The organism is Spirillospora sp. NPDC046719 (assembly GCF_040645715.1).
Lineage (GTDB): Bacteria > Actinomycetota > Actinomycetes > Streptosporangiales > Streptosporangiaceae > Spirillospora.
Window position 1 is genome coordinate 24163 of record NZ_JBEYYT010000017.1, and the last position, 18723, is coordinate 42885.

Sequence of the window (18723 nt, forward strand, 5' to 3'; positions counted from 1 at the left end):
CCCCGCTCATCAGCCCTTACGCGAGCGGCGCCGCAGCAGGACGACCGGCGTCGCCGCCGCCAATCCCAGCGCGACCGGCGTCGCGGGCGCGAGAGCACCGATGGCCCGGTCGAACGTGCCGGGGATGGGGAGCATCTTCATCCGGTTCACGGGCCACACGACGACGAAGGCGCGGCCGATGACCCGGCCCCTCGGGATCGCACCGCCGCCGGGGTCGCCCCGATGCGCGCGCGAGTCCGCGGACAGCTCCCGGTGGTCGCCCATGACCCACAGGGTCCCCGGCTTCACCGTCACGTCGAACGGCTGCTCGGACGGCTTGTTCTGCTCGTGCGTGACCGGATCGGTGTAGAGGTACGACCGCTCGTCCAGGGCCACCCCGTTGACGGACACGCGGCCCTGCGCGTCGCAGCATTTCACGTGGTCGCCCGGCACGCCGATGACCCGCTTGATGTAGTCCTTCTCGCCGGGGGCGACCCCGAAGGCGCCGCCGACCCACCGGAAGAAACGCGCCACCGGGTTCTTCGGCGCCGTGTACGTCACCTCGGGGTCCCACGAGTCCATGCCGTTGAACACCACGATGTCGCCGCGCTTGACGTCGCGTGTGTGGTAAACGATCTTGTTGACGAGGACCCGGTCGCCGATCTCCAGCGTGTTCTGCATGGAGCCCGACGGAATGTAGAAGGCCTGCACCAGGAACGTCTTCACCACGAGGGCGAGCACCACGGCGACGACGATGAGGACGGGCAGTTCCTTCCAGAACGACCCCTTCTTCTTCCCCTTCGCCGGTTCCGCCGCGCCGTCACCGGGCCGTTCGCCGTCCGTCCCGGTGCCCGCTCCGCCGGACGGCCGCTCCGAGGACTCGTCTGCGGGTGCGGACCTGTCGAGGTCCTCCTCGCGGGGCGCCGCGCCGTCAGAGCTGGGGTGCATGTCTCTCCGATCGCCTCGCGCCTGCCCTCCAGCCGGATCCTACTGTCGCCGCGCCCCGTCCCTTCATGAAGAGCCGCTCTCCGCCGGCGCCTCTGTCCGAAACCCGGGGATTGGTGATGGCCGGGTTCAGGACCCTGTCTCGGCGGCGAGTGATCCATGATGCCTCTATGTCATTGCCGCGCCTCCTCGCCGTCCTCGGGTTCTGCTCGCTGCTCGCCGTGGCCGTTTTCGGTCTCTGGCCGACGCACATCAAGGTGGGCGTCGAGACGGAGAGCTGCGGCTCGGTGTGGTTCTCCCGGACGCCCAGCGACGATCACCCGTCGAAGAACGACCCGACCGGCGAGGTCGATCTCCAGCGCGACGTCAAGTGCGGCGAGGCCAGGAACCAGGTCAAGCGTCCCGGGCAGGTGGCCGCGGGGGTGACGGTGGCGCTGTTCCTGGCGGCGGCCGTGGCGGAGCGGCGCCGCTCGCGGTCCCGCTAGCCCTTGAGGTAGTCGCCGTGCTCCAGGTCGTCGAGCAGCGTCGGGTGGACGGGCGTCCAGCCGAGCAGCTCCCGCGTGGACGACGCGGACGCGGGCGCGTCGAAGCCGTACACGATGGCCATGAACGGGCTGGGGAAATGGGCGGCGGCCTCGTCCGGGGACAGTGAGACCGCGGGCAGCCCCAGCCCCCGCGCGATCGTCTCCGCGACGCTCCTCAACGTGACGCCGGTTTCCGCCACCCCGTGAAGCACGCTGCCACCGGGCGCCTTCTCCAGCGCCAGGCGGAACAGGACCGCCGCGTCGAGCCGGTGCACCGCGGGCCACCGGTTGCCGCCGTCCCCGACATAAGCCGACACACCCGTCTTCCGTGCGGTGTCGACGAGCATGCCGATGAACCCGTAGTCCCCCGGCCCGTGGACGGTCGGGGCGAGCCGGACCACGCTCGACCGCACCCCCTCGGCGGCGAAGCCCAGGCAGGCCCGCTCGCCCGGGATCCGGAAGCCGGCGATCCCGGACGGGTCGGGCTCGTCCTGCTCGGTGCTCACCCGTCCGGCCGGCATGACCAGCGTGCCCGAGGTGCAGACCAGCGGCTTGCCCGAGCCTCCGAGCGCCCGGCCGAGCGTCTCGATCGCGGTCCGGTCGCGCCTCATCATGTCGTCGGGGTCGGCGAAGTCGCCCCCGAACGCCATGTGCAGGACGCCGTCGGCGGCCTCGGCGCCGCTGCGCAGGCTGTCGAGATCGTCCAGTGAACCCCGGTGCGGCACGGCGCCCAGCGACTCCAGCCGCGCCGCCGCCGCGTCCGAGCGCGCGAGGCCGGTGACGGTGTGACCGGCGGCGATGAGCTCGGCGACAACGGCCGGACCGGTCAGACCCGAACCACCCGTGACGAAGACATGCATGACGACTCCTCATAAAGCCAGTGACTGACGCTTCTTAGCGCCAGTCGCTGACTCTACACGTAGCGCCAGCCACTGACACATGCGGTAGTCTCGACGCGTGCCACGGAGCGGAGCAGAAGCGCGCCGCCGCCTTCGCCAGGCGGCCCTGGAGCTGTACCGGGAACGCGGCTACGACCGCACCACCGCGGCCGAGATCGCCGCACGGGCCGGCGTCAACGAGCGCACGTTCTTCCGGCACTTCCCCGACAAGCGCGAGGTGCTCTTCGACGGCGAGGCCGACCTGCGCGACGCGATGACCCGCGCGGTGGCCGAGGCGCCCGCCGACCTCGAACCGCTCGACGTCCTGCTCGGCACGTTCCGCAAGGCGGGACGCGTCCTCGAGGAGAACCGCCCGTTCTCCGAACCCCGGCTCGAGATCATCGCCGCGACGCCCACGCTCCGCGAACGGGAACTGGCCAAGGCCGCCTCGCTCACCGACGCCCTGGCGGACGCCCTCCGCCGGCGCGGCGTCCCCGACCGTCTGGCGGCCCTCGCCGCCCAGACCGGCTGGGCCACCTTCCACCACGCCGCCCAAGCCTGGATCGACGACCCGTCCCAGAGCCTGGACGCCCATCTCCTCCAGGCCTTCGACGACCTGCGCGCCCTCTCCGCTACCGGCCGGACTCCACCGCCGGGGGATCCCGCCTCAACGGCTCGCTAGCCACACCGAGTTCCACCCTGGCGGCCTCCATGAACGCGAACCGGAGCTCCCGCTTGGCCGGCGCGCCCGTCCCGCGAAGCAGCGCATGGAGGGCCATCGTGTAGTCGTGAGCCGCCTGAGCCACCGAAGGAGTGCACACGAGTTCCGCGACCTTCTTGGCAATCCAAAGCGCGTGCAGATGCTGCCACTTCTCGGAGTCCTCGATGTGCTCTCCCAGGGAGAGGCGGTCCAGGCACAGTTCCACCTGCTGGGCCGCGGACAGGAACTCCATGAGCGCCTCCTTGCGCTCCGCCCGTTCCGCACTGTCCCGCTCGAACCGCGCCCGCCGCGCGTCCACCCGCGTGGAGAGGTACTGACCGACCAGCGTCCCCGCCGACCCGAGAGCCACCCCCGCCAACGGCAAGACCGTCGCACTCAAACTCACCCCCTTAAGACGCCAGCCCCCACCCCCACGTTCCCCGAACGCGAGAGACTCCTGGCGCCCTGGGAACTCGTCGGCGGTTCCCGAGCGTCCCAGAGCCATGCGAAGAGCTTGGAAGATCACTGCGGCGACGGCGCTGGGAGTGCTGGCCTTGGGTGCGGTCGAACCGGCCTGGCTCTTCTCGACGGCTTCGGGCAGTGGCCTGGCTGGGCAGACGACGGTAGGGCCAATGTGCCCTGTGCAGCGGGTCGGGCAAGTGTGCCCCGTGGGCCATGTGAGGATGTCGGCGGTGGTGACGCGGCATGACTGGCCTGGAGTGGCGGCCGTCATCCGGACGGATGGTCAAGGGCGTTTCCGAGTGCGCCTCGCCCCCGGCCGCTACACGATTCACGTGATGCGGAGCCCCTGGGGTTCTTCCCCCACCCCGTTCTTGAGGCGATCCACGATTCCCGTCACTGTCCATGCTCACGCCTATGCACGTGTAGAGATCGGCTACGACAGCGGGATCCGCTGAGCCGACATCGCCACTCTTTCGGCAGCTCCTCACATCGTGGCCCTCGACACATCTCCTCGTGACGGCAAGCAGGCGGCCGAGGCGATGAGCGGGCGCTCTTCGGAGCGTGATCGGTGCCGTGGCTCCCGGGCTAACGCAAGAGGCCCCTCGCGATGATCGCGAGGGGCCTCTGACCTGCTGCGCACCCGAAGGGATTCGAACCCCTAACCTTCTGATCCGTAGTCAGATGCTCTATCCATTGAGCTACGGGTGCCCGTTCGGACCCAACTGTACCGGCTCCCAGCACCGGACGGCGAATCGGCGTCCGAAGAGGCGCTCGCGAGAGTGTGAGCTGGGTCACGGAACCGTCTGTGGCGGAATAACGCCAAAGGGGTATTCGAGACGGATGTGACCACCGAGGTTTACCCTCGTCCGAAGTCCCAAACCCCCCTGAAGGAGAAAGTTCATGCGCATGTCTGCCGCCAAGCTCGTCGGCGCCCTGGCCATCGGTGGCCTGCTGATCGGCTCCACGGCCTGCGGTCCGGTGGACTCCATCACCGGCGGCGGCAAGAAGAAGACCGCCTGCAAGAACATCGAGACCGAGCTGAAGAGCGTCGCCTCGAGCGGCGGCTCGGCCACCGGCACCGGCGGCGCCGAGTCGACGGCCCAGACGTTCTCCGACGCGGCCGCCAAGATCCGCAGCGAGGGCCAGAACGCCGGCGGCGACGTCGAGACCGCCGCCACCGCGTTCGCCGGCGACCTCGACGAGACCGCGGCCACGCTCCGCAAGCTCAGCTCCGGCAACCTGTCCGGCGGCACGCCCAACTTCACGCAGATGCAGCAGCACGGCGAGGACCTGGGCAAGGCCTGCGGCTACACCGGCTTCCACATCGGCTGATCGCGGCGCTTCGCTCCCGCGGCCCCGGGAGCGAATCGTCCGGCAACCTCGTCGCCCGGAGGGCGTCTTCGCACTATGCTTCAGTGCCACAGGCCAGACTTTGCCGGTTGCTGCGCCGAACCGGTACCCTGTGCTGAGCCTGATGGCTCCTGGAGGATTCGCCTAGTCCGGTCTATGGCGCCGCACTGCTAATGCGGTTTGGGTTTACCGCCCATCCGGGGTTCAAATCCCCGATCCTCCGCCACCTGAACAGGGACTTCGCCCGAGATTGCGATCTTGGACGAAGTCCCTGTCGCGTTCCAGACGCCCGTTTTGTTGGCCCTGGATAGCACGTGGTGAGCACGAGATGTCGTGGCGGCGTCACCGAGCCCTGGTCAGAGCCCCGAAGTGGATCATCCCCCACGACTGCCCTGCGTGTTCGGTTCGCCTCCTGCGCGGGTCCGCCAGCGAGACCACGTTCACCGGCGGCTCGGCCGTCACCTCGTCCGCTGACATGCGCGGAACGACAGCGGCCAACCTCAGCGATATCGCCGCCATGGGTGCGCTACCGATCGCGCTTCTCACGGTCGTTCGTTATCCGCGGTCTCTGCCGGACGAGGACTTCACGGTCCTCATGGAAGGGATCCGCGACGCCTGCCGGCAGGTGGGCACGCCGAACGTCGGAGGCGATATCGGCAGCGCCGAGAGGATCACCCTGTCCGCGTCCGCCGTCGGCATCGTCGAGCGAGGCGGATCACTGCTGCGGACCGGTGCCCGGCCGGGAGACCGTCTCTGCGTCACCGGAGCGACGGGGGTGGCGGCATCCGCCCAACGCTATTTCGGCACTCTCGGCTCCCGCTCGGCGAAGCTCCCGCCGGCCAAGGAGAGAGGCGCTGATATCCGCATGGCGGCGCCCCCAGGCACTCGTACGGCAAGGGGGTTCCCTGGCGTCACGCCACCTCGTCGGGCATGCGGTTCCTTCGACCGTGCGGCACGCCTCCGCACTCGGTCCAGATGAACGGCCCGTCGCCGTCGGGGGCCGATGTTAGGTTGGCCGCGCCCGTCGCCGCTGGCCCCCGGACAAAGGAAACCGATGGGTTCGATGACCGACCTTGAATTCGCCGACGACTCTCTGGCCGGTGTGCTCGCGTGGTGGTCGCTGGTATCGAGGAGCTGACCACGACCGGGTTCCTCAACGAGACCGTAGCCCGGTCACGGCCGGCGGAGGCGGGTCGTCCACGGGAAGTCGCCCGGCCGAGGGCAGAGGGGCGTGCTCGTCGGCCGAGCGATGCTCCGGCACGGGTCAGCCGCGGCTGCCCGGCTTCGCCACAAAGGACGCGGTCATCAGGGCGCCCCAGCCTGTGATCTGGCCCTGCTTTACGGGCAGCAGGCCGGGCTCCCGGTGGTCCTTGACGACGATGGTGCGGAAGCCCAGATAGGCGTAGGTCTTGGGGTCGATGATGATCTCACTTCGCAGGTAACCGTTCTCGACGCGGTAGAGCGTGACGCCGTGACGATGCCCGATGTCGGCGGCCTTGGGCTCGTACTGGACGCCGGGGATCCCGGCGGCGGCACCGTACAGCGCCGCCTCGATCTTCGGGGGAAGGACGGCGTCGCGCATCGAGAGGGCGATGAGCTCGAATGCCCGGGAGTTGCGCTCCTCGGCCGTCGGCGGTTCCGGCTTCGTCTTCTTCATCAGCGCGTACTTTTCGCGCGTCCGCTTCGGCAGGTCCTTCGGGATCGGCTTGCTCCACTCGGCGAGCCTCCGGGCGTACTCCCCGTCGATCGTCTTGTAGACCCCGGCGAGTACCGCTTTAGGGTCGGTGGGCAGGGCGAGCAGTTCCGGGTAGGTCGGGCTGTACTTCGACCCCCCGGCGACGCGCAGCCGGCCGTCCTGGATGACGGCGAACCGCTCGCCGTCCGTCCGCCGCCACACTTCCCGGGTCAGGGTCTTCTTCGGAGTGCCGAAGACGGGGCGTCCGCCGCCTTCCTGGGTATCGGCGTAGACCGTCTTCAGATAGACCCACTGCGTCTTGCCCATCTTCGGGACGGGCTTGCTCGCGGCGACCAGGGCGGCGTTGTGGGCGAGGTCCCGAGGACCGCCGAGCGGGCGCAGGGCGAGGGGGGCGGGATCCCGGTCACCGTGGACGCCGACGACGACACTGGCGGTGGCCACCGCCCCGGCGAGGGCGCCGACCATGAGGAGGCGCCGGCGGCCGGACCACGGCCGGGCGGCGGGGGCGGGAGCCTCGTCGAGGAGACGGGCCCGCAGGCGGGCCTTGGCCATGCGGTCGTATTCGGCGACGTCCGGGCGGCCCTCGCGGAAAAGGGTGATCTCTTCGGTGGTCATGTCGCGTTCTCCTCAAGGGGGTTGGCGCCGCCGAGCGCACGGCGGGTCTTCTTGCGGATCCGGTGCAGGCGGGACCTGATCGTTCCGAGGGGGACGCCGAGGGCCTGGGCCGCCTCGTCGTAGGTCAGCTCCGCCCAGGCGATAAGCAGGAGCAGGTCGCGGTCGGCGGCCGAGAGCCGGGTGAGCGCCGCCGCGAGTTCGGGCCGGAGACGATGCGCCGCCACCCGGGCGGCGCTGCGCTCGTCGAACGGCTCCTCCGGACGGTCCGGCGCCGCACGGGCCAGAGCGCGGTTGCGGCGAACCTCGGCGCGGCGGTGTTCGCGCAGGGCGTGTGTGGCGATTCCGTAGAGCCACGGGCGCGCGTCCGGACGTGCGAAGTCGTACTGTCCGCGTTTGCGGAAGGCGGTCAGGAACGTCTCCGCGACGACGTCGTCGGCCGTGCCGGGGCCGAGGCGGCGGGCGAGGTACCGGTGGATCTCGTCGGCGTGCCGGTCGAACAGGTCGGCGAAGCTGTCGGGCCGCTGGAGCGACTCCTGCAGGACCGCGGCGTCGGTGACCGGGCCGGGAGGGACGCCCGGTTCCGTCCCGGAAGGCGCGGTCAACATATGCCCCGTCCGTTCATGAAGGATCCTTTCGAGTGGCTGTCACCCGGTACTCGGCCGGTCGCCCCGGATCGGTTCCCTTTTCTGGATCGCCTCTCGCGGCGGCCCGTCCGGCGACTTGACCGCCGACAACGGCGGACTGCCGCTCACCATCCGCGGATGCCGCCAGATCACGTCGGGCCTGGGGCGCCGCGCTCCGGCTTGCACCGACTCCTGACGACGATCCCGCATCGTCGATCGCGTACGGCGCAGACCGGTCAGGTGATCAACTTTTGGCGTCACGCGATCAACTGCGGCGGCGCGGAGGAGGCGAGGCTGGAAGGCATGTCAACGCCTCAGTCCTCGCCGCCGTCCGCAGACACTCCGCCGCCCGAATCCCCGGCATGGTCCGGCGGCTCGACGAACTGGTCACCGATCGTCGCGCTCGCTGCCGGTATCGCGGTGCTCGTCGCCAGCGAGTTCCTGCCGGCGAGCGTGCTGCCCACGATGGCCGCCGATCTCGGGCTGAGCGAGGGCACCGCCGGGCTGGCGGTCGCGGCGACCGCGGTCGCGGGCGCGGTCACCGCCCCCAGTATCGCGGTGCTGCTGCCGCGGACGGACCGGCGCACGGTCCTGACCGGGCTGCTGGTCGCGGCGGCCGTCTCGAACCTGGCGGTGGCGGTCGCCCCCGGTTTCGCCGTCCTGCTCCTCGGCCGGCTCGTCCTCGGCGTCGCCATCGCCGGGTACTGGTCGTTCGCGTTCGGCGCCGGAACCCGCGCCGTGCCGGGACGCGACAGCGTGGTCTCAACGTCCATCGCGCTGGGCGTCACCCTCGCGACGATCGGCGGCGTCCCGTTGGCGTCCCTGCTCGGCGACGCGGTCGGCTGGCGGTTGGTGTTCGGCGTCGCGGCGGCCCTCGGCATCGCCGCTGCCCTGGCCGTGGCCTTGACGTTGCCACCGGTACCCCCGCACCCGGCCGCCGGAATGGCGATGCTGCGGGCGGCGCTTGCCAACCGGTGGCTGATGGCCGGGGTGCTGGGCGTGGTCCTGGTCGCGTTCGGCAACTTCGCCGCCTACCCCTTCATCCGGGTCGCGATCAAGGACGTCGACGCGGGCGCCACGGTATGGCTGCTGCTGGCCTGGGGCGTGGGCGGGATGGCGGGCAACCTCGCCGCCGGGCGGCTCGCGGGACGGCTGCGCGCTGTGGTCGCCGCGGCCCCGCTGCTGCTGGCCGGCGGCCTCCTGGTCACCGCGACCGCGCCATCCCTGCCGCTGCTGGCCGCGGGGGTCGTCGTGTGGGGCCTGGCCTTCAACATGGTCCCGGTCGCCACCCAGCTATGGGTGACCCGCGTCGAGCCCGAACGCGCCGAGTCGGCCCTGTCGTTGCAGGTCACCGCGTTCCAGGTGGCGATCACGCTGGGGTCGACGTCAGGAGGCGCGCTCCTGGACGCCCGCGGCGTGCAGGCGGCCTTCCTGCTCGGCACGGGGTTCGCCGCGGCGGCCGGGCTGCTTTTCGCCGCGCTGCGCGTCCCGCGCGGGTGACGGCTCCCGCCAGGCCTGCGGCGCGACGCCGTGGTGGGACGAGAACGCCCGGCTGAAGGCGGCGGTGGAGCCGTACCCGACGGCGGACGCGATGTACTCCACCGGACGCGAGGGGTCGGTGAGCAGCCGGCGCGCCTCCCGCATCCGGATCTCCCGGAGCACCTCCGCGGGTCCGCGGCCGAGTGCGCGGCGGAACCGCTCGCCCAGGGCGGAACGCGACAGGTGGACCAGGCGGGCCATCCCCTCGACGGTCCACGGGTCGGCTGGGCGGGCCGTCACGGCGGCCACCACCGTGGTGACGGCTTCGTCAGGAGGTCCGGCGTCGCCGCCCTGGTCCTCCTGCCAAGAGGTGGTCATCGCCGCGCCGATCAGGTTGCCGTAGCTGGCGGCGAACAGGGTCGGTCGGGACGCACGATCGAGCGGGCACCGCGTGACGAGCGCCATGACGCCGCCATGCCGGGTGCCGAAGCCGCGGACCACCAGCGGGCTGGGCAGCCGACGGACCGGGACGGCCATGTGAAGGTCGGCTACGACCAGGGCGGACTCCTCATGCCGTTCCGAAGCGGTGAGCCGGTGAGCGGTGCGGGCGTCGATGAGGACGGCGTCCCCCTCGGCGAGCGACTGCGCCTCGAACGCCGCCTCAAGCGTGAGCTCGCCCGCCAGCACCAGCGCCCACAGCGGGCCCGGCGGTTCGGTGAGCACCGCGCCCGCCGGCAGCTGGACATGGTCCATGCCCGACATCTCCCAAGCCGGTTCCGGGGAGGAGGCGCCGGCGTCGTATGCCCGTGAGATGTCTACGATGTTCGCCACGTGAGCTGAAGCAGGTAAAAGACGGCGGCCTATTCCCGCGCGTCCAGGATGGCGTCTCCGGGAGCTCTCGACTGGCTGCGGGAGTCGACCTGGTGATGACGGTGAGTGCTCGGATGGCGGGGTCCGACGCATCCCCGCAGTCGCGTTTCCGGGCCCGGAACAGGCCCGTGGCTACAACCGGGTCACAGCAGGAAATCCGCAGGTCACGCGCCTATCTGGGCTGCACACGACGTGCGCCGGGTCCGCCGGGGGCCGGGTGTCCCTCTGCGGCCACGGCGGAACGTGCCAACACGGTGACATCCGGTTCCGGCCTCGCGAGACTGGCTGCGTGACGGACTGGGTCGCCAACGGCATCTCGATCGCCTCCCTCGGGACGACGATCGTTTTCGGGGTCCTCCAGGTCCGCAAGGACGGCGAGCGGCGCTTCGCCTCTCCGGACCGGACGGCGCCCCAGCCCCCGAGCGAGCCTTCAGCCGGGCCCCAGACGCCCTATCCGACGTACCCGCAGGAACCGGCATACCCGCAGGAGCCGACGTACCCGCAGTACCCCACGTACCCGCAGTACCCCACGTATCCGCAGCCCCAGCAGCCCCAGCCCGGTCCGTTCCCGCCTCCGCCGGCGCCGGTCCCGGACTCGGTGGGGCCCTTGCCCTGGTGGATGGCGAGCACGCGCAAGTCGTTCCTCTTCTCGATGGTCATCACGGCGGCGATCACAACGCTCCTCGAACTGGTGTCCGGCAACCCGGTCGTCCAGGCGGCGATCGCGAGCGGGCTGCTGGCCGCCGTGCTGGCCGTCTGGCTGGCGCGGCGGTCCCGCAGCAGGCCGTCCTACAACCTCACGGGCCTTCTTCTCATCCTCGTGGGCCTCGCGGGCATGCTGGCGATCCTCGCCCTGCCGCTGGCGCCTGCCCTGCGCGTGCCGCAGGTGGTGGTCGCGTTCACGGTGCCGTGGTTCCTGCTGAGCCGCCTCGCGGACCGCGCCTTCCCGAATCCCGCCCGCGAGGGGTAGCGGACGCCGCGGTCAGCGGGAGCGGATCATCGCCGGGACGTCCCCGACTGGTCGCACTCGGCGTAGGCGCGGTACGGCGGGTCGAGCGCCGCGTTCTCGGGCGCGTTGCTGGATTCGTAACCACTTATTCTGACTGCCCGCCAACGCGAGCTACGCTGCCTGCTGATGAGTGACGTTGCGCAGCAGCCGGTGTTCTGGACCGACGACTCGCCGGTCTGCGAGCCCATGGCGCACGGTGACGACATCGCCGCGCACTTCCATGACTACGGCCAGCTGAGGTACGCCGCCTCCGGGGCGCTCGTCACGACGACCAAGGTCGGCACCTGGGTGGCGCCGGCGAACCGCATCACGTGGGTGCCGCCCTTCTATGTCCACAGCAGTCACTCCTACGGCGAGACCGATGTCCGCGTGCTCCCGGTTCCGGCAGCGTTGTCCGAGGAACTGCCGCCCGAGCCGTCGGTCTTCGTGGCCAGTCCGCTGCTGCGCGAGGCATACCTGGCGATGAGCGGCGAGCATGAGCCCGCCGGCAGTGAGCGCGGCCGTCTGCTGCTCGCGGTGATCGGTGCGGAGTTGGCCCGCGCCCCGCAGGAGCCACTGCGGCTGCCGGAGCCGAGCGATCCTCGCCTCAAGGCCGTCACCGACCTGCTGCACGCCGACCCGGCCATTTCGGCGACGCTGGCGGAGTTGGGGCACCGAACCGGTTCGAGTGAACGGACTCTCAGCCGGCTGTTCGGCAGCGAATTGTCGATGAGCTTCCATCAGTGGCGCACGCTGCTGCGGATTCAGCGAGCGCTGCTCGAACTCGCTGAAGGTACCTCGGTCACCGAGACGGCGATGCGACTCGGCTGGGCGAACCCCGGCAGCTTCATCAACGCCTTCACCGATCTCGTCGGCCAGACGCCCGGTCGTTACCGCTCCGCAGCGGGTGCGGCTCACAGCTGAGCATCGCCTCCGTCGATCTGGCGGGTTATCCGAAATTCGGGGCGGAACATCGGTGGCACGCCCGCCCGCGCGGCGGCCACGCTTTGAGGCATGTCCCACCACCTTCCGGGTCACGGTGCTGCGGCTTCGGCGGCCGCTACGGCGGCATCCTCCGGAGTCACGCTAGGTGACCTGATCCTGCAGGCGCTCAGCCGGCACAGCTCGTCCGCGGCCTTCGTGGCCGGTGATCGGCGACTGACCTATGCGCACGTCAGGGACCTTCTCTCGCAGTATGTGGCCGCGCTGGCCCATCGGGGAGTGGGTCTCGGCGTGGGGGTCACGATGCTCAGTCCGAACATGCCTGAATCGTGGATCGTCCAGGCCGCGACGTATCTCTTGGGCGGCCGCTTCACCGGGTTGCAGGCCCTGGCCTCGGTCGCGGACCACATCACCGTCTGCGAGGACGCAGAGGCCACGGTGCTGGTGGTGACCGCGCCCCTGGAGGAGCATGGCCGCCAGGTCCTCGCCGAGGTCGACTCCCTGCGACACCTGATGGTGATCCCCGCCGCCGGCGGCCTGTCCGAGGGCGAGCCCGCGGCGGTCCGGTCGCTGGACCGTGGTCCGGCGACGGAGACGGACGTCGCCTGGCTGCAGTACACCGGCGGGACGACCGGCAGGCCCAAGGGCGTGATGCAGCCTCATCGGTCGATGGTGCAGATGGTCTATGCGCACATGGCCGACTTCGAGCAGCCGCACCTCCCGCGGTACCTGGCAGCGGCCCCGCTCACCCACGCGGCCGGGCTGGCCGTCATCCCGGCCCTGCTGCGCGGCGGCACGGTCGTGATCGAGCAGGGCTTCGAACCCGGCCGGTTCCTCGACGTCATCGAGGCCGAGCACATCAATTGCGTGAGCGGCCTTCCGACGATGATCTACACCTTGCTGGATCAGGAGCGTCCGGAGACCAGGGACCTCTCCAGCCTCGAGGTGATCTGGTACGCCACCGGACCGATGTCGCCGGTGCGCCTGGCGGAGGCTCGCGAGCGGATCGGTCCGGTCTTCTCCCAGATCTACGGGCAGACGGAGTCGGCCGGCATCGGGACGGTCCTGACCAAGGCCGCACACGAGACCGCGAGTCTCGAGCAACTCGCCTCCTGCGGCCGTCCCGTGGTCGGCAACCGCATCAGGCTCATCGACGATGACGGCCACGACGTTCCTTTGGGCGAGGTGGGCGAGATCGCCATGCAGGGCCGCGGGGTGATGCTGGGCTACAAGAACCTCCCCGACGAGACGGAAGCGGCGCTCAAGGGGGGATGGCTCCACACCGGAGACCTCGCCCGCCAGGACGCCGAGGGCCTGATCTACATCGTGGACCGCAAGAAGGACATGATCATCTCGGGTGGTTTCAACATCTACGCGAGCGAAGTCGAGGCCGTTCTGGCAGCGCACCCTTCGGTGGGCGCGGCCGCCGTCATCGGCGTGCCGGACAGCCGCTGGGGGGAGCTCGTCACCGCGTTCGTGGTCCCGCGACCGGGGCGACAGGTCGACATTCCCGCGCTCCAGTCCTACGTGAAGCAGGCCAAGGGCTCTATGTACGCGCCCAAGAAGGTCGTGGTCGTGGACTCACTTCCCGCCACGCCGGTGGGAAAGATCGACAAGAAGCGCTTGCGCGCGCCGTTCTGGGTCGGCTCGGCCCGCAATGTCCACTGATCATCCCGAGGCCCTTTCCGCGGCCATTCACGAAAGGCACTCTGCGTGAACGTACCACCGGCCCGGCTGATCGACTTCCATTCCCACTGGGGCACAGAACGGGGATGGAAGGGAAGCCCGTACGAGACGGCCGAGGACCGCGAGGCCCTGCGGGGCTACTTCAAGTGGGACATGAGCTTCGTCAGCGACGAGGAGCAGGCCGCCCAGTTCCGCCGCGCCAACGTCAGGGCGATGCTCGACTTCGCGTTCACCTACACCATGGACGCCGGTGCACTACGCGACCAGCATGACTACGCCTTCGACTATGCGCGCAAGCACCCCGACGTCGTACTGGGCAACTGGATCGGCATCGACCCCACGCAACCGGCTCATGTCAAGGAATTCGAGCGTTGCCTGAGCGAGGGGACGGGACTCGTCGGACTGACGGTCCACTCGTTCACACCGGCCGGGACACCCGACCAGCCGGAATGGGAGACCTGTCTGAACATGTGCATCGAGGCCGACCGTCCCGTCCTGGTCCATGTCGGCATGTCGGCCACCGGGGCCGGCACCCGCGGAGGCATGGGCATCACCCTGGAGGGCTGCCACCCCCGTTACGTCGACCGCGTCGCGGCCAAGCATCCCGATCTGAACGTGATCGCGGCCCGGGTGGCATGGCCCTGGCAGTCGGAAATGATCGCGGTCGCACTGCACAAGGCGAACGTGTGGATGGAGCTCCACGGTTGGTCACCGCGCTACTTCCCCGATGAGCTCAAGCGCGAGATCGGTAAGCGGCTGCGCAAGAAGGTCTTCTTCGGAGCCGACTACCCGATGCTCACCCACGACAGGCTGGTCGAGGAATGGCGCGAGGAGGGCTTCTCCTCCGATGTCCTCGATGACGTGTTCTCCGGCAACGCCGAGACCTTCCTCACCTCGATCGGAGTCCAGTGATGGACCTCGGACTGACCGGCAAGGTCGCCATCGTCGGCGGCGGCAGCGACGGCTTGGGATACGCCATCGCCGATCGGCTTCTGAAGGAAGGCGCCAATGTCACGATCTTCGCGCGACGCGCGGAGAAGGTCGCAGCCGCCGCGCAACGCCTTGCCGGCGCATACGGCGAGGAGAAGGTCCTCGGGCTGGCCGCCGACTGCTCGGCCGACGCCGACATCGAGCGCGTCACCGCCTCGACCCTTGAGCGGTTCGGTCCAGCCGTTCACGTCCTGGTCACCAACGACGGCGGACCGCCGATCCGGCGCATCTCCGAGCTCACCGACGAGGTGTGGCTGAAGGCCTTCGAACGCCACTTCTTCTACGTCGTCAGATCCGTGCGAGCCACCTTGCCGTACATGACCGCCGAAGGCGGCAGCATCCTCAACGTGGTCTCCGGCGTCGTCGAGCGCCCGGCCGTCGGCATGGCGGCGTCCGTCGGCGTGTGGTCGGCGGTGATCGGCTACGCCAAGACCCTCGCCCTGGAGGTCGCCAGGCAGAGCATCAACGTCAACACGCTGTTGTCCGGCTTCTTCGACACCGCCCTGCTGGACGGACTGCTGGAACGGCAGCCAGAGCTGTCCAAAGCCGGCCTCGGGAACGGGATACCGATGGGACGCATCGGGGCGCCCTCCGAGTTCGCCGACCTGGTCGGTGCGCTCGTGTCACCCAACCTGCGATTCGTCACCGGCGCGGTGATCCCGGTCGACGGCGGCGCCGGCATCGGGATGGGCGCGAGCTTCGACTCGCCGACGTCGAAATGAGGCACTGCTCATGAAGATCTCGACGATGCTCACCTACGGCACCGACCCGCGCGAGGCCGCCGACCACATCGTTCGACTCGAGGCCGCCGGGCTCGACACCGTCTGGGTCGCCGAGGGGTACGGCCATGACTCGCCGACCCTGATGGGCTACCTGGCGGCCCGCACCTCGCGCGTGGAGATCGGCGCGGCCATCCTCAACGTCTACTCCCGCACCCCGACCATGCTCGCATCGACCGCGGCCGGCCTCGACAGCGTGTCCGGCGGTCGCGCCATCATCGGCCTCGGCGCCTCCAACCCGAAGATCATCGAGGGGTGGCACGGCATGCCCTTCGTACGGTCGACCGGCCGTACCAGGGAGACCGTCGAGATCATCCGCGCGGCCCTGCGGCGCGAGGCGGTCGACTACAGCGGCCGCTCCTTCAAGATCCCTCTCCCGGCCGGTCAGGGCACCGGCCTCAGCGAGCCGCTGAAGATCATGACCGAGCCGCTACGCCCGTCGGTTCCGCTCTACATCGCCGCGCTGGGACCGAAATCGGTCGAAGGCGCGGCGGAGTACGCCGACGGCTGGCTGCCTTTCCTGTACGTCCCCGAGGGCGCTGCCGAGGTATGGGGCGACGCGCTCGCCGCAGGAACCGCGAAGCGCCCCGAAACCCTCGCGCCCCTGGAGGTCGTCGCCGGCGGCATCGTCGCCATCGGCGAGGACGTGAAGGAGATACTCGACCTCGCGCGGCCGATGCTCGCGCTCTACATCGGAGGCATGGGCGCCCGCGGCAAGAACTTCTTCAACGACCTCGTCCGACGCTACGGCTACGAAGCCGAGGCCAAGGAGATCCAGGACCTCTACCTCGACGGCAAGAAGAGGGAAGCCGAGGCCAAGGTCCCATTGCAACTCCTTGAACAGATCAACCTCGTCGGCCCGGCCTCTTACGTTCGGGAGCGGATCGAAGCCTTCCGCGAGTCCGGTGTCACCAATCTCCAGGTGACCCCGGTCGGCGACGACCCCGCCGGACTCGTACGCCAACTCAAAGAGTGGGTGGCCTGACCTCCGCTTCTGACCACGCAACACTCCCTACAGCGCTTGACGGTCAATGGCCCCGAGATGGTGGCCCGTCCCGCAGGCAGGAAGGCCGAGAATCGTGCGAAGTTCCTGAAGTCCTGTCGTTACACGCCTCTGCGAGAGCGTGGTTGGAGCGAACGTCGCCTGAGCTTCATGATTCGGCCCTAGGGCGCATATACCAGTCCGTGCTGAAATCAGCCCGGAGAACGAACTCGTCCTGCGCTAGGTAGTCGGCGTCGTCCACGAACACGCCGCCGAGAACGAATTCACGATCCGCTTCCAGTGAGTCATTGGACCGCGGTGCTTCCGGCACGTCGATGCGCAGCCGCATTCCGTCCGGGAGCCCATTGAGCGCCTGGCGAAGTTCGCCCACCGTCCACTCCCGTACCTCGTGACGGTATCGCTCCAGCTCGTGATCATCTTCCACGCAGGCAGAATACGCTCCGAACCGGGGCAACTGAGTACCTGCTGCACCTGCGCACGACATCGCCGGCATCGTGGAGCCCGGCGCGTGGTCGCTGCTCGGTGGTGGGCGCGAACCTGGTGACCGTTCGCTGGCCGAGACGATCCGGCGGGAACTACGGGAAGAGGCTGGGCTCGAGATCCCCGTCCTGGAGCCATTCGTTGTGGACGAAGTGATGGAAGGCGATTCCAGGCTTTTCTCGGTCCAGATCTTCGCCGGCCGCTGGGACGGTGACCCGTCCATGCTGACGCTGACCGAAGGCGTCATGCTCCACTGGTTCCGCCCGGACGTCCTGCCGCGGCTCAGGATCGCCCCGTCGATCGTGAGCTTGGTCCGCAGGCATGCGCGGATGATTCAAGGCCGCCTTGAGTAGATCTTCGCTTTGCCGAGGAGGGGCTTGGCTCTCGCGTGGTGGGGTGGCGGGGCTCGTGCTGGTGAGCCTGAGGCTGAAGATCTGGTTGACCTGCGGAAACGGGGTATATGGCCCGCGATCCTCAATGCGGAGGGAGGAACCGTGGCGGACACCAATCGCGGCGTCGTCTACCAGGGACCGGGCGAGGTCACGGTCGAGGAGCTGGACTTCCCCAAGCTCGAGCTGGCCGAGCAGAACGGCCGCAAGCTCCAGCACGGCGTCATCCTGAAGGTACTCGCGACCAACATCTGCGGGTCCGACCAGCACATGGTGCGCGGCCGGACGACCGCGCCCGCCGGGCTCACGCTCGGCCACGAGATCACCGGCGAGGTGATCGAAACGGGTAGGGACGTCGAGTTCATCAAGGAGGGCGACCTCGTCAGCGTCCCGTTCAACATCGCCTGCGGGCGCTGCCGGAACTGCAAGGAGCGCCACACCGGCGTGTGCGAGAACGTCAACCGGGAACGTCCGGGCGCCGCCTACGGCTACGTCGACATGGGCGGCTGGCACGGCGGGCAGGCGCGGTACGCGGTCGTCCCGTACGCCGACTTCAACCTGCTGAAGTTCCCGGCCGACCGCGACACCGTGATGGCCAAGCTGCCCGACCTGGCGATGCTGTCGGACATCCTCCCTACCGGCTACCACGGCGCCTACACGGCGGGCGTGACCACCGGGTCGACGGTGTACGTGGCGGGCGCGGGGCCGGTCGGGCTGGCGTGCGCCACCGCCTGCCTGCTGCTCGGCGCCGCCGTCGTGATCGTCGGGGACATGAACGAGGAGCGGCTGGCGCAGGCCCGCGGGTTCGGCTGCGAGACGATCGACCTGTCCCAGCACGCCGACGTGGCCGAGCAGATCGAGCAGATCCTCGGGGTCCCCGAGGTGGACGCGGCCGTCGACTGCGTCGGGTTCGAGGCGCGCGGCCACGGTCCGAAGGGCGGAGAGCAGCCCGCGACCGTCCTCAACACGTTGATGGACATCACCCGGGCGGCCGGAAAGGTCGGCATCCCCGGTCTCTACGTGACCGGCGACCCGGGAGCGTCGGACGAGAACGCCCGGGTCGGGCAGCTCGGCCTGAAGATCGGGCTCGGCTGGGCCAAGTCCGAGTCCCTCACCACCGGACAGTGCCCGGTGATGTCCTACAACCGGCAGCTGATGATGGCGATCCTGCACGACCGGGTGCAGGTCGCCCGCAACGTCAACGCGACGGTCATCCCGCTCGACCAGGCGCCCCAGGGCTACGCCGAGTTCGACCGGGGCGCGGCGCGCAAGTACGTCCTCGACCCGCACGGGCTGGTCGGCGCCGCGGCGTGAACTCCGGCGCGGGCGCCGGCACGAGCGCGCC

The 18723-nt window shown here is 69.7% G+C and carries 20 protein-coding genes and 2 tRNA genes; 14 read left to right on the forward strand and 8 right to left on the reverse strand.

Translation table 11 applies throughout. From position 1 onward, the window contains the following. Positions 1-9: 9 nt before the first annotated feature. Entirely contained in the window at positions 10-927 is a 918-nt protein-coding gene (gene lepB / locus ABZ914_RS05180) for a signal peptidase I (protein WP_500191784.1), read from the reverse strand. A gap of 167 nt (positions 928-1094) precedes the next feature. Between lepB and ABZ914_RS05185 the strand changes: the two genes are divergently transcribed. Then, positions 1095-1409 (forward strand): hypothetical protein, encoded by a 315-nt coding sequence (locus tag ABZ914_RS05185; RefSeq protein WP_500191785.1) that lies wholly within the window; start codon positions 1095-1097, stop codon positions 1407-1409. Here the strand turns inward: ABZ914_RS05185 and ABZ914_RS05190 are convergent. Then, positions 1406-2308, reverse strand: coding sequence for an SDR family oxidoreductase (locus tag ABZ914_RS05190; protein WP_500191787.1), 903 nt, complete (start codon positions 2306-2308; stop codon positions 1406-1408). The genes ABZ914_RS05185 and ABZ914_RS05190 overlap by 4 nt on opposite strands. 97 nt (positions 2309-2405) lie before the next feature. On the opposite strand from ABZ914_RS05190, the gene ABZ914_RS05195 reads away from it, so the two are divergent. Next, entirely contained in the window at positions 2406-3008 is a 603-nt protein-coding gene (locus ABZ914_RS05195; RefSeq protein ID WP_500191788.1) for a TetR/AcrR family transcriptional regulator, read from the forward strand. Here the strand turns inward: ABZ914_RS05195 and ABZ914_RS05200 are convergent. Together ABZ914_RS05200 and ABZ914_RS05205 are read right to left on the reverse strand one after the other, a co-directional pair. Next, entirely contained in the window at positions 2959-3531 is a 573-nt protein-coding gene (locus ABZ914_RS05200; protein WP_500191790.1) for a hypothetical protein, read from the reverse strand. The genes ABZ914_RS05195 and ABZ914_RS05200 overlap by 50 nt on opposite strands. A 592-nt stretch (positions 3532-4123) precedes the next feature. Beyond that, positions 4124-4196 (reverse strand) — tRNA-Arg (locus ABZ914_RS05205). Positions 4197-4388: 192 nt separating this feature from the next. Here ABZ914_RS05205 and ABZ914_RS05210 point away from each other — a divergent pair. From ABZ914_RS05210 to ABZ914_RS05220, 3 genes are all read left to right on the forward strand, one after another. Continuing rightward, a complete protein-coding gene (locus ABZ914_RS05210; RefSeq protein ID WP_190851002.1) occupies positions 4389-4820 on the forward strand; it encodes a hypothetical protein in 432 nt (143 codons plus the stop codon). Positions 4821-4971: 151 nt separating this feature from the next. Next, positions 4972-5064: transfer RNA gene (locus tag ABZ914_RS05215), tRNA-Ser, on the forward strand. Between the two features lie 291 nt (positions 5065-5355). Continuing rightward, positions 5356-5817, forward strand: a complete 462-nt coding sequence (locus tag ABZ914_RS05220) for an AIR synthase related protein (RefSeq protein WP_500191820.1) — start codon at positions 5356-5358, stop codon at positions 5815-5817. A 285-nt stretch (positions 5818-6102) separates the two neighbouring features. On the opposite strand, the gene ABZ914_RS05225 is transcribed toward ABZ914_RS05220, so the two are convergent. After that, positions 6103-7149: a CU044_5270 family protein gene (locus tag ABZ914_RS05225; protein WP_500191791.1), complete on the reverse strand. Its 1047-nt coding sequence runs from the start codon at positions 7147-7149 to the stop codon at positions 6103-6105. Next, positions 7146-7754 carry an RNA polymerase sigma factor gene (locus ABZ914_RS05230; RefSeq protein ID WP_500191792.1) on the reverse strand — a complete coding sequence of 203 codons (609 nt, stop codon included), beginning with the start codon at positions 7752-7754 and terminating at the stop codon, positions 7146-7148. Before ABZ914_RS05230 ends, ABZ914_RS05225 begins: the two co-directional genes overlap by 4 nt. Before the next feature lie 321 nt (positions 7755-8075). On the opposite strand from ABZ914_RS05230, the gene ABZ914_RS05235 reads away from it, so the two are divergent. Beyond that, positions 8076-9272, forward strand: coding sequence for an MFS transporter (locus tag ABZ914_RS05235; protein ID WP_500191794.1), 1197 nt, complete (start codon positions 8076-8078; stop codon positions 9270-9272). Here ABZ914_RS05235 and ABZ914_RS05240 read toward each other — a convergent pair. Next, positions 9159-10004: a helix-turn-helix domain-containing protein gene (locus tag ABZ914_RS05240; protein WP_500191795.1), complete on the reverse strand. Its 846-nt coding sequence runs from the start codon at positions 10002-10004 to the stop codon at positions 9159-9161. The two genes, ABZ914_RS05235 and ABZ914_RS05240, sit on opposite strands and share 114 nt — an antisense overlap. 406 nt (positions 10005-10410) lie before the next feature. On the opposite strand from ABZ914_RS05240, the gene ABZ914_RS05245 reads away from it, so the two are divergent. The 6 genes from ABZ914_RS05245 to ABZ914_RS05270 all read left to right on the forward strand — a co-directional run bounded on the left by ABZ914_RS05245 (position 10411) and on the right by ABZ914_RS05270 (position 16491). Continuing rightward, positions 10411-11091: a hypothetical protein gene (locus ABZ914_RS05245; protein ID WP_500191797.1), complete on the forward strand. Its 681-nt coding sequence runs from the start codon at positions 10411-10413 to the stop codon at positions 11089-11091. A gap of 165 nt (positions 11092-11256) precedes the next feature. Further along, the gene (locus tag ABZ914_RS05250) at positions 11257-12033 is read left to right on the forward strand and encodes a helix-turn-helix domain-containing protein (protein WP_500191798.1); all 777 of its coding nucleotides are present in this window, start codon (positions 11257-11259) and stop codon (positions 12031-12033) included. A 90-nt stretch (positions 12034-12123) separates the two neighbouring features. Beyond that, positions 12124-13719, forward strand: a complete 1596-nt coding sequence (locus tag ABZ914_RS05255) for an AMP-binding protein (protein ID WP_500191799.1) — start codon at positions 12124-12126, stop codon at positions 13717-13719. Positions 13720-13764: 45 nt separating this feature from the next. Continuing rightward, positions 13765-14649, forward strand: coding sequence for an amidohydrolase family protein (locus ABZ914_RS05260; RefSeq protein ID WP_500191801.1), 885 nt, complete (start codon positions 13765-13767; stop codon positions 14647-14649). Then, on the forward strand, positions 14649-15449 hold the full coding sequence (locus ABZ914_RS05265) for an SDR family oxidoreductase (RefSeq protein WP_500191802.1): 801 nt from the start codon (positions 14649-14651) through the stop codon (positions 15447-15449). The genes ABZ914_RS05260 and ABZ914_RS05265 overlap by 1 nt, the downstream gene beginning before the upstream one ends. A gap of 10 nt (positions 15450-15459) precedes the next feature. Next, the gene (locus ABZ914_RS05270; protein WP_500191803.1) at positions 15460-16491 is read left to right on the forward strand and encodes an LLM class F420-dependent oxidoreductase; all 1032 of its coding nucleotides are present in this window, start codon (positions 15460-15462) and stop codon (positions 16489-16491) included. A 166-nt stretch (positions 16492-16657) separates the two neighbouring features. Here ABZ914_RS05270 and ABZ914_RS05275 read toward each other — a convergent pair whose 3' ends face one another. After that, a complete protein-coding gene (locus tag ABZ914_RS05275) occupies positions 16658-16933 on the reverse strand; it encodes a DUF6225 family protein (RefSeq protein ID WP_500191805.1) in 276 nt (91 codons plus the stop codon). 70 nt (positions 16934-17003) lie between these two features. On the opposite strand from ABZ914_RS05275, the gene ABZ914_RS05280 reads away from it, so the two are divergent. Together ABZ914_RS05280 and fdhA are read left to right on the forward strand one after the other, a co-directional pair. Further along, positions 17004-17342: an NUDIX domain-containing protein gene (locus ABZ914_RS05280; RefSeq protein ID WP_500191806.1), complete on the forward strand. Its 339-nt coding sequence runs from the start codon at positions 17004-17006 to the stop codon at positions 17340-17342. 141 nt (positions 17343-17483) lie between these two features. Further along, positions 17484-18692 carry a formaldehyde dehydrogenase, glutathione-independent gene (fdhA, locus tag ABZ914_RS05285; RefSeq protein ID WP_500191807.1) on the forward strand — a complete coding sequence of 403 codons (1209 nt, stop codon included), beginning with the start codon at positions 17484-17486 and terminating at the stop codon, positions 18690-18692. Positions 18693-18723 lie beyond the last annotated feature (31 nt).

What these genes read in the sequence shown, in the direction of transcription:
- lepB (WP_500191784.1), bottom strand. Translation starts at nt 927, where the DNA reads ATGCACCCCAGCTCTGACGGCGCGGCGCCCCGCGAGGAGGACCTCGAC.
- ABZ914_RS05185 (WP_500191785.1), top strand. Translation starts at nt 1,095, where the DNA reads ATGTCATTGCCGCGCCTCCTCGCCGTCCTCGGGTTCTGCTCGCTGCTC.
- ABZ914_RS05190 (WP_500191787.1), bottom strand. Translation starts at nt 2,308, where the DNA reads ATGCATGTCTTCGTCACGGGTGGTTCGGGTCTGACCGGTCCGGCCGTT.
- ABZ914_RS05200 (WP_500191790.1), bottom strand. Translation starts at nt 3,531, where the DNA reads ATGGCTCTGGGACGCTCGGGAACCGCCGACGAGTTCCCAGGGCGCCAG.
- ABZ914_RS05210 (WP_190851002.1), top strand. Translation starts at nt 4,389, where the DNA reads ATGCGCATGTCTGCCGCCAAGCTCGTCGGCGCCCTGGCCATCGGTGGC.
- ABZ914_RS05220 (WP_500191820.1), top strand. Translation starts at nt 5,356, where the DNA reads ATGGGTGCGCTACCGATCGCGCTTCTCACGGTCGTTCGTTATCCGCGG.
- ABZ914_RS05225 (WP_500191791.1), bottom strand. Translation starts at nt 7,149, where the DNA reads ATGACCACCGAAGAGATCACCCTTTTCCGCGAGGGCCGCCCGGACGTC.
- ABZ914_RS05230 (WP_500191792.1), bottom strand. Translation starts at nt 7,754, where the DNA reads ATGTTGACCGCGCCTTCCGGGACGGAACCGGGCGTCCCTCCCGGCCCG.
- ABZ914_RS05235 (WP_500191794.1), top strand. Translation starts at nt 8,076, where the DNA reads ATGTCAACGCCTCAGTCCTCGCCGCCGTCCGCAGACACTCCGCCGCCC.
- ABZ914_RS05240 (WP_500191795.1), bottom strand. Translation starts at nt 10,004, where the DNA reads ATGGACCATGTCCAGCTGCCGGCGGGCGCGGTGCTCACCGAACCGCCG.
- ABZ914_RS05250 (WP_500191798.1), top strand. Translation starts at nt 11,257, where the DNA reads ATGAGTGACGTTGCGCAGCAGCCGGTGTTCTGGACCGACGACTCGCCG.
- ABZ914_RS05255 (WP_500191799.1), top strand. Translation starts at nt 12,124, where the DNA reads ATGTCCCACCACCTTCCGGGTCACGGTGCTGCGGCTTCGGCGGCCGCT.
- ABZ914_RS05265 (WP_500191802.1), top strand. Translation starts at nt 14,649, where the DNA reads ATGGACCTCGGACTGACCGGCAAGGTCGCCATCGTCGGCGGCGGCAGC.
- ABZ914_RS05270 (WP_500191803.1), top strand. Translation starts at nt 15,460, where the DNA reads ATGAAGATCTCGACGATGCTCACCTACGGCACCGACCCGCGCGAGGCC.